This is a genomic window from Amycolatopsis sp. NPDC051106, from assembly GCF_040682775.1.
In the GTDB taxonomy this organism is placed as follows: domain Bacteria; phylum Actinomycetota; class Actinomycetes; order Mycobacteriales; family Pseudonocardiaceae; genus Amycolatopsis.
This window is the reverse complement of sequence record NZ_JBFBBQ010000038.1, coordinates 73,727-82,587: the sequence shown is the minus strand read 5'-3', so window position 1 is coordinate 82,587 and position 8,861 is coordinate 73,727. Positions and strand designations below refer to the sequence as shown.

The following is an 8,861-nucleotide window of genomic DNA, read 5'->3' as shown; positions in this document are numbered from 1 at the left end:
ACTCATTCCTGGCGTCCAGCGCCAGGAATGAGTCATTCACTGCGTTCGACCGAGCCGCCGCCGCGGCGATGAACGGCGAAGGCCCCTCACCAGGGGGCGAGGGGCCTTCGGACGAACGAACGTCAGACGACCGCCAGCGGCAGTGCCGTCGGGTGGACCGGCGCCGGGAGGTCCGAGGCGCCGGTCAGGAACGCGTCGACCGCGTTCGCCACCGAGCGGCCCTCCGCGATCGCCCACACCACCAGGGACGCGCCGCGGTGGGCGTCGCCGCAGACGAACACGCCCGGGGACTCCGTCTGCCAGTCCGCGCCGCACGACAGCGTGCCGCGGCGGGTCAGGGACAGGCCGAGACCGTCCAGCAGCGGCATCTCCTCGACACCCTCGAAACCGATCGCCAGCAGGACCAGGTCGGCCGGCAGCGTCTCGATCTCGTCGGTGACCGGGATGACCTCGCGGCGGCCCGTCGACGGGTCCTTCCGGACCTTCACCTGCTGCAGCTCGACCGCCGTCACGCGGCCCTCGGAGTCGCCCACGAACCGCTTGACCGCGACCGCGAACTTCCGCTCGCCCGCCTCCTCGTGCGCCGGGTAGGTGCGGAGGATGTACGGCCAGGTCGGCCACGGCGAACGCTCGTCGTCCCGGGTGGACGGTGGCGTCGGGTACTGGTCCAGCTGCGTCACCGAAAGCGCGCCCTGGCGGGTCGCGGTGCCGTACGAGTCGGCGCCGGTGTCGCCGCCGCCGATGATCACCACGTGCTTGCCGTGCGCGTCGACCGACGGCGGGCCGTCGCCCTCGACGAACTTGTTGGCCGGCACCAGGTGTTCCATCGCCAGGTGGACGCCGGCCAGCTCGCGGCCCGGCGTCGTCGTGTCGTCGCGGCCGCGCAGCGCGCCGACCGCGAGCACGACCGCGTCGTACTGCGCGCGCAGGTCCTCCACCGAAAGGTCGACGCCGACCTCGCAGCCGGTGACGAACCGGGTGCCCTCCTTGCGCAGCTGCGCGAGGCGCCGGTCGAGGACCTTCTTCTCCATCTTGAATTCGGGGATGCCGTAACGCAGCAGGCCGCCGAGGCGGTCGTCGCGCTCGAACACCGTGACCTCGTGACCGGCGCGGGTCAGCTGCTGGGCGGCGGCGAGCCCGGCCGGGCCCGAGCCGACCACGGCGACCCGCTGGCCACTGGCCACTTCGGACACCTGCGGCTGGACGTAGCCCGCTTCCCAGGACTGGTCGGCGATCGTCTGCTCGACGCGCTTGATCGCCACCGGCCCGCCCGAGGCCGGCGAGATCGACAGGACGCAGCCCGCCTCGCACGGTGCCGGGCACAGCTTCCCGGTGAACTCGGGGAAGTTGTTGGTGGCGTGCAGGCGGTCGCTCGCCGCGGCCCAGTCGCCGCGGCGGACCAAGTCGTTCCACTCCGGGATCAGGTTGCCCAGCGGGCAGCCGGAGCCGCCGGAGTGGCAGAACGGGATGCCGCAGTCCATGCAGCGTGACGCCTGCTTGCGCACCTTTTCGTTGCGCTCGGCCGGGTCGACGTCCGCGTAGACCTCGCCCCACGAGTGCAGGCGCTCCTCCTTGGACTTCTTCTTCGGCTCTTCGCGCTCGTACTTGAGAAAACCGGTCGGGTCAGCCACGAGCGGCCTCCATGATCGCCTCGTCGACGTCGCGGCCGGCAGCTTTCGCCGCCTTCGCCGCGTCCAGGACCCGCTGGTAGTCACGCGGCATCACCTTGGTGAACGCCACGGAGCGGCGCGGCCAGTCGCCGAGCAGCGAGGCCGCCACCGCGGAGCGGGTGAGATCGTGGTGCTGCTGCACCGTTTTCTTGAGCCAGGCCAGGTCGTCCGCGGTCGGCTTGAGCAGGTCCACCATGTCCTGGTTGACCTTCTTGCGGTCGACGTCCAGCACGAACGCCATGCCACCGGACATGCCGGCCGCCAGGTTGCGCCCGGTCGGGCCGAGCACCACCGCGCGGCCGCCGGTCATGTACTCGAAGGCGTGGTCGCCGACGCCTTCGGCGACGACGGTGGCGCCGGAGTTGCGGACGCAGAAGCGTTCGCCGACCTGGCCGCGCAGGAAGATCTCGCCGGCCGTGGCGCCGTAGGCGATCGTGTTGCCCGCGATCGTCTGCGCCTCGGCGGCGAAGGACGCCTCCGGGTCCGGACGGACGATGATCCGCCCGCCGGACAAGCCCTTGCCGACGTAGTCGTTCGCGTCGCCGACCATGTCGAGGGTGATGCCGCGCGGCAGGAACGCGCCGAGCGACTGGCCCGCCGAGCCGGTGAGCAGCACGTGGATCGTGCCCTCGGGCAGGCCGTCACCGCCGTAGCGGCGGGTGATCTCCGACCCGAGCAGCGTGCCGACGGTCCGGTTCACGTTGCGCACCGGCAGTTCGAGCCGCACCGGGTGCGCGTCTTCCAGCGCCGCCTCGGCGAGCTGGATGAGCGTGCGGTCCAGGGCGTGCTCGAGGCCGTGGTCCTGGCCGCGGGTGCGCCGCTTCGCGCCGCCGTACGGGGTCTCGGTGGGCATCTCGAAGATCGGCGCCAGGTCCAGACCGGACGCCTTCCAGTGGTCGACGGCTTCGTCGGTGTCGAGCAGCTCGGCGTGCCCGATCGCTTCGTCGAGCGTCCGGAAGCCCAGAGAGGCCAGGGTTTCCCGGACCTCTTCGGCGACGAACTTGAAGAAGTTGACGACGTGCTCGACCTGGCCGGTGTAGCGCTTGCGCAGTTCGGGGCTCTGCGTGGCGACGCCGACCGGGCAGGTGTCGAGGTGGCAGACACGCATCATGATGCAGCCCGCGACGACGAGGGGGGCCGTCGCGAAGCCGTACTCCTCGGCGCCGAGCAACGCCGCGATGACGACGTCGCGCCCGGTCTTCATGGCGCCGTCCACCTGCACGGTGATCCGGTCGCGCAAGCCGTTGAGCAGCAAGGTCTGCTGGGTCTCGGCGAGGCCGATCTCCCACGGCGTGCCCGCGTGCTTGAGCGAGTTCATCGGGGACGCGCCGGTGCCGCCGTCGTGGCCCGAGATGAGCACGACGTCCGCGTGCGCCTTGGACACGCCCGCCGCGACCGTGCCGACGCCGAGCGAGGACACCAGCTTCACGTGGATGCGGGCGTGCTCGTTGGCGTTCTTCAGGTCGTGGATCAGCTGGGCGAGGTCCTCGATGGAGTAGATGTCGTGGTGCGGCGGCGGGGAAATGAGGCCGACGCCCGGGGTGGAGTGCCGGGTCCGCGCGATCCACGGGTACACCTTGTTCGGCGGCAGCTGACCGCCCTCGCCGGGCTTCGCGCCCTGCGCCATCTTGATCTGGATGTCGTCGGCGTTGACCAGGTACTCGCTGGTGACGCCGAACCGTCCACTCGCGACCTGCTTGATCGCGCTGCGGCGTTCGGGGTCGTAGAGCCGTTCCGGGTCCTCGCCGCCCTCGCCGGTGTTGGACCGGCCGCCGAGCCGGTTCATCGCGATGGCCAGGGTTTCGTGTGCCTCGGCCGAAATCGAGCCGTAGGACATCGCGCCCGTGTTGAAGCGCTTGAAGATCGCCTCGGCGGGTTCGACCTCGTCGAGCGGGATCGGTTCGCGGACGCCGTTGCGGAACGCGAACAGCCCGCGCAGCGTGCCGCCCTCGCGGTAGAGGCGGTGCACCTCGTCGGTGTACTTGCGGTACACCTCTTCGCGGCCGGTCTTGGACGCGTGCTGCAGCAGGAACACCGTCTCCGGCGTGAACAGGTGCAGCTCGCCCTCGCGGCGGTAGGCGTATTCGCCGCCGGTGTCGAGTCCACGGTGGACGCGCTCGGTCGGGTTGTCCGGGTACGCGCGGCGGTGCCGGACGGCGACCTCTTCGGCGAGCACCTCGAGGCCGACGCCGCCGAGCTTCGACGACGTCCCGGTGAAGTACTCGTCGAGCAGGTCCTGGGCCAAGCCGAGGGATTCGAAGACCTGGGCGGCGGTGTACGCGCCGACCGTCGAGATGCCCATCTTGGACATGATCTTCAGGACGCCCTTGACCAGCGCCTGCACGTAGTTGCGGATCGCCTTGCGGGGCTCGATGCCGGTGACGGCGCCCTGCCCGATCATGTCTTCGATGGTCTCGAAGGCCAGGTACGGGTTGACCGCTGCGGCGCCGTAGCCCAGCAGCAGCGCGATGTGGTGCACCTCGCGCGCGTCGCCGGATTCGACGACCAGCGCGACGCGCAGGCGTTCCTTGGTGCGGACCAGGTGGTGGTGCACCGCGGAGACCAGCAGCAACGACGGGATCGGCGCCATCCGGTGGTCGGAGTCGCGATCGGACAGCACGAGCGTGCGCGCGCCGGCCGCGATCGCCTCGGACGCCTCACGCCGGACGCGCTCGATCGCCGACGCCAGCGCCTCGGCGCCGCCGTCCACTTCATACAGTCCGGAAAGGACACTGCAGGCGAACCCGGGGAGGTCGCCGTCGTCGTTGATGTGGATGAGCTTGGCGAGCTCGTCGTTGTCGATCACCGGGTACGGCAGCTTGAGGTGCCGGCAGGACGCCGGGCCGGGGGCCAGCAGGTTGCGCTCCGGGCCCATGATCCGCGCCATGCAGGTGACGAGCTCTTCGCGGATCGCGTCCAGCGGCGGGTTGGTCACCTGCGCGAAGTTCTGCTTGAAGTAGTCGTAGAGCAGCCGGGATCGCTTGGACAGCACCGCGGGCGGGGTGTCCGAGCCCATCGAGCCGATCGGCTCGGCGCCCTTCTCGGCCATCGGCGCGAGCAGGATCTTGAGCTCTTCTTCGGTGTAGCCGAAGGAAAGCTGGCGGCGCAGCACCGAGTCGTGGCTCTGCACGACGTGGTCGCGGTCGGGCAGCTCGGCGATCTTCAGCAGGCCGGCGTGCAGCCAGCCCTCGTACGGGAGCTTCCGGGCCAGCTCCGACTTGACCTCTTCGTCGTCCACGATCCGGCCGGCTTCGGTGTCCACGAGGAACATCCGGCCGGGCTTGAGCCGGCCTTTGGCCACGACGTCCTTGGGCGCGACGTCGAGGACGCCGGCCTCGCTGGCGAGCACGACGCGGTCGTCGGCCGTGCGCCACCAGCGCGCGGGGCGCAGGCCGTTGCGGTCCAGCACCGCGCCGACCAGGGTGCCGTCGGTGAAGGTGACGCAGGCCGGGCCGTCCCACGGCTCCATGAGACTCGCGTGGAACTGGTAGAAGGCGCGGCGCTCGGGCTTCATGGTGGCGTGGTTTTCCCACGCCTCCGGGATCATCATCAGCACGGCGTGCGGCAGCGACCGGCCGCCGAGGTGCAGCAGCTCGAGGACCTCGTCGAAGGACGCGGAGTCGGACGCGTCCGGCGAGCAGATCGGGAACAGCCGCGACAGGTCGCCCTCGAGGACGTCGGACTCCAGCAGCGCCTCGCGGGCCCGCATGCGGTTGCGGTTGCCGCGGATGGTGTTGATCTCGCCGTTGTGGGCCACGAACCGAAAGGGGTGGGCCAGCGGCCACGACGGGAACGTGTTGGTGGAGAAGCGGGAGTGCACCAGCGCGATGGCGCTTTCCAGCCGCTCGTCACGCAGGTCGGCGAAGAACGCGGGCAGCTGCTCCGGCGTCACCATGCCCTTGTAGACGATCGTCCGCGAGGACAGCGACGGGAAGTACGTGCCACAGCCGGAGTTCGCGCTTTCGTGCTCGACGCGCTTGCGCAGGCAGAAGGCCAGGCGGTCGAGCTCGAGGCCCGCTTTTCCGTCCGCGGCCACGAAAAGCATGGCGAAGTGCGGCATGACCGAGCGGGCGGTCGGGCCGATGTCCGCGCGGTCGGCGTCGACGGGGACCTCGCGCCAGCCGAGGACCTCCAGGCCTTCTTCGACGGCGATGCGGCCGGCCAGCTCGACGGCCTTGCGGCGCTGCTCGGCGTCTTGGGGCAGGAAGGCGATGCCGGCGGCGTAGGCGTGGTGGCCGCGCTCGTCGGGTTCGGGAAGCGCGAAGCCGGCTTCGGCGCGCAGCAGCTTGTCGGGCAGCTGCAGCAGGATGCCGGCGCCGTCGCCGCTGGTGGGCTCGGCGCCGGCGGCGCCGCGGTGGTCGAGGTTGGTCAGCGCGGCCAGGCCGTCGGTGACGATTCCGTGGGAGCGGCGCCCGCGGATGTCGGCCACCATGGCCACACCGCAGGAGTCCTGTTCGGTCTCCGGGTCGTAGAGACCCTGCTTGCCGGGAATGGCGGAGAAGATCATGAAGGGACCTCCTTCGTCGTCTTGTCGTGCGGGGCCGGGCTACCGGCCGGGGAGCGCACGGGACGACGATGGCCCGCTTGTTAGCGCGACTTTAACACCTGGGAAACATGCCAGCACCTGTTCAGAGCGCCCCGAGCGACGTCGGACGGTAACGATCTGGCTGCGCGGAACGACGTAGTTCCTGATGGGTTCCCGGTAGTTCGTTCTGCTAAGTATACGGCCCGGAAACTCCCGTCAAGCCTAACGTGACAGGCCCGACGCGGCGCACCGAAAATGTGTCCCCGCTCACTAGAACGTGTTACATTTCGCCGCATGATCCTCGATCGGTTCAAGCTCACCGACCAGGTCGCGGTGATCACCGGCGCCGGCCGCGGCATCGGCGCGGCCACCGCCGTGGCCCTCGCCGAAGCGGGCGCCGACGTGGTCATCGCGTCCCGCACGGCTTCCCAGCTTTCCGAGGTCGCTTCGCGCGTTTCGGCGGTCGGCCGCCGCGCTCACGAGGTGCCGGTGGACCTGTCTTCGCCCGACGCCGCGGCGGCACTGGCCGCGACGGCGCTGGCGGAGTTCGGCCGCCTCGACCTGGTGGTCAACAATGTCGGCGGCACGTACCCGCGGCCCCTGCTGGAGTCTTCGGTGGACTTCATGGAGGAAGCGTTCCGCTTCAACGTGGCGACGGCCCACGCGCTGACGGTGGCGGCGGCCCCGTCCCTGGTGGAGTCGGGCGGCTCGATCGTCAACATCTCCTCGGTGATGGGCCGCCTGTCCGGCCGCGGCTTCGCGGCGTACGGAACAGCGAAGGCAGCCCTTGCCCACTACACGCGGCTGGCGGCGGCGGATCTGGCGCCGAGGGTGCGGGTGAACGCGATCTCGGTGGGTTCGGTGGCGACGTCGGCGCTGGAGATCGTGGTGGGCAACCCGGAGCTGAAGGAGAAGATGGAGTCGGCGACGCCCCTGGGCCGCATCGGCGAGGCCGAGGACATCGCGGCGACGGTGGTCTTCTTGGCGTCGCGGGCGGGCGGGTACATCACCGGGAAGATCCTCGAGGTCGACGGCGGGTTGCAGGCACCGAACCTGGAGCTGGGCCTGCCCGACCTTTCGTGACGCCGGTTTTCCCGCGACCGGCCTTTCGCCGGCCCGGGACTGTCGGTCCCTCCCGGTAGCGTGGAAAACGGGGGCTGCTCAGCGCGGATCCGATGTTGTTGGCCGGTCGCCAGCGCCCCAATGTGGCGTTCGGTGCGTCCCACGCACCCAATGTGGCGTTCGGTGCGTCCCACGCACCCAATGTGGCGTTCGGTGCGTCCCACGCACCCAATGTGGCGTTCGGTGCGTCCAACGCACCCAATGCCACATTGGGGCGCTCTCTACCGGACCTCGAAACCCAGCCGGGGCCCGGAAAGCTCGCGGCGCTCGTTGGCAACTTGCCAGCGCCCCAAGGTGGCCTTCGGTGCGTCTGACGCACCGAAGGCCGCCTTGGGTGCGTTAGACGCAACCAAGGCCACATTGGGGCGCTCGGGACCGAGCCGGACGTGAGCCGGGAACTCGGGCCCGGATGCCCTGATGGTGGCCTTCAGCGGCTTACGCCGTCAGCTCTCGTCGGTCTTCTTCGGCTCTTCGGCAGCCGGGCTGTCCGCCGCGGGCTTCTCCGCCGAAGCCGAAGCCGAAGCCGGCGCTTCGGCGGCGACCTTCGCGTGCTCAGGCTCCGCCACCGAAGCCGAGTCCGAGGCCGAATCCGTGACCGAAGCCGAATTCGCATCCGAGTCCGGGGAATCCACCGGCGCCTCGTCGGGACCCGGCGCGTCCTTGCTCCGCAGAGTCTCCGGCGCCTCCCGCGGCCCCCGCTTCCCGGCCAGCACGAAGTACACCACCGCCGCGATGAACAGCAGGATCGACGTCCACACGTTGACCCGCAGCCCGAGGATGTGGTTCGCCGTGTCGGTCCGCATCATCTCGATCCAGCCGCGGCCGACCGTGTAGCCCGCGACGTACAGCGCGAACGCCCGCCCGTGGCCCAGCTTGAAGCGGCGGTCCGCCCAGACCACCAGGAGCGCGACCAGCAGGTTCCAGATCAGCTCGTAGAGGAACGTCGGGTGGACCGGGCTCTCCGGCAGCGGGATGTGCCCCGTCGCGACGCCGTTCAGGAGGTTGTCCGGGTCCTCCGGGTTGAAGCGCTGGTAGACCTCGAGGCCCCACGGCAGGTCCGTGTGCGCGCCGTAGAGCTCCTGGTTGAAGTAGTTGCCGATGCGGCCGATGGCCTGCGCGACGACAATGCCCGGCGCGATCGCGTCCGCCATCGCCGGCAGCGGGACGCCCTTGCGGCGGCACGCGATGAGCGCGCCCACCGCGCCGAGGGCGATGGCGCCCCAGATGCCGAGACCGCCGTCCCAGATCGCGAACGCGTTCCAGGGGTTCTTGCCCTCGGTGAAGTACAGCTCGGGGTCGGTGATCACGTGGTACAGCCGGCCGCCGACCAGGCCGAACGGCACGGCGAACACGGCCATGTCGACCACCGTGCCCTTGGTGCCGCCGCGGGCGGCCCAGCGCCGCTCCCCCCACCAGATCGCCACGATGATGCCGGCGATGATGCACAGGGCGTACGCACGGACCGGGATCGGCCCCAGGTGCCAGACCCCCTGGTCCGGGCTCGGGATCGTCGCGAGGTAGGCGCTCATCACGCGGCCACCGTA

4 protein-coding genes are annotated in these 8,861 nt (G+C 70.4%); 1 reads left to right on the top strand and 3 read right to left on the bottom strand.

Annotated features, from left to right (window positions below):
* Nucleotides 1–122: 122 nt before the first annotated feature.
* Complete coding sequence (locus AB0M83_RS26640; protein ID WP_364521097.1) at nucleotides 123–1,631, bottom strand: glutamate synthase subunit beta; 1,509 nt, start codon at nucleotides 1,629–1,631, stop codon at nucleotides 123–125.
* On the bottom strand, nucleotides 1,624–6,177 hold the full coding sequence (gene gltB, locus AB0M83_RS26635) for a glutamate synthase large subunit (RefSeq protein WP_364521096.1): 4,554 nt from the start codon (nucleotides 6,175–6,177) through the stop codon (nucleotides 1,624–1,626). The genes AB0M83_RS26640 and gltB overlap by 8 nt, the downstream gene beginning before the upstream one ends.
* 312 nt (nucleotides 6,178–6,489) lie before the next feature.
* Between gltB and AB0M83_RS26630 the strand changes: the two genes are divergently transcribed.
* Complete coding sequence (locus tag AB0M83_RS26630; protein ID WP_364521095.1) at nucleotides 6,490–7,278, top strand: SDR family oxidoreductase; 789 nt, start codon at nucleotides 6,490–6,492, stop codon at nucleotides 7,276–7,278.
* A gap of 482 nt (nucleotides 7,279–7,760) precedes the next feature.
* Here the strand turns inward: AB0M83_RS26630 and lgt are convergent, their stop codons facing one another.
* Complete coding sequence (lgt, locus tag AB0M83_RS26625; protein ID WP_364521094.1) at nucleotides 7,761–8,846, bottom strand: prolipoprotein diacylglyceryl transferase; 1,086 nt, start codon at nucleotides 8,844–8,846, stop codon at nucleotides 7,761–7,763.
* Nucleotides 8,847–8,861 lie beyond the last annotated feature (15 nt).

Coding starts and splice junctions, on each gene's coding strand:
- gltB (WP_364521096.1), bottom strand. CDS start 6,177: ATGATCTTCTCCGCCATTCCCGGCAAGCAGGGTCTCTACGACCCGGAG.
- AB0M83_RS26630 (WP_364521095.1), top strand. CDS start 6,490: ATGATCCTCGATCGGTTCAAGCTCACCGACCAGGTCGCGGTGATCACC.
- lgt (WP_364521094.1), bottom strand. CDS start 8,846: ATGAGCGCCTACCTCGCGACGATCCCGAGCCCGGACCAGGGGGTCTGG.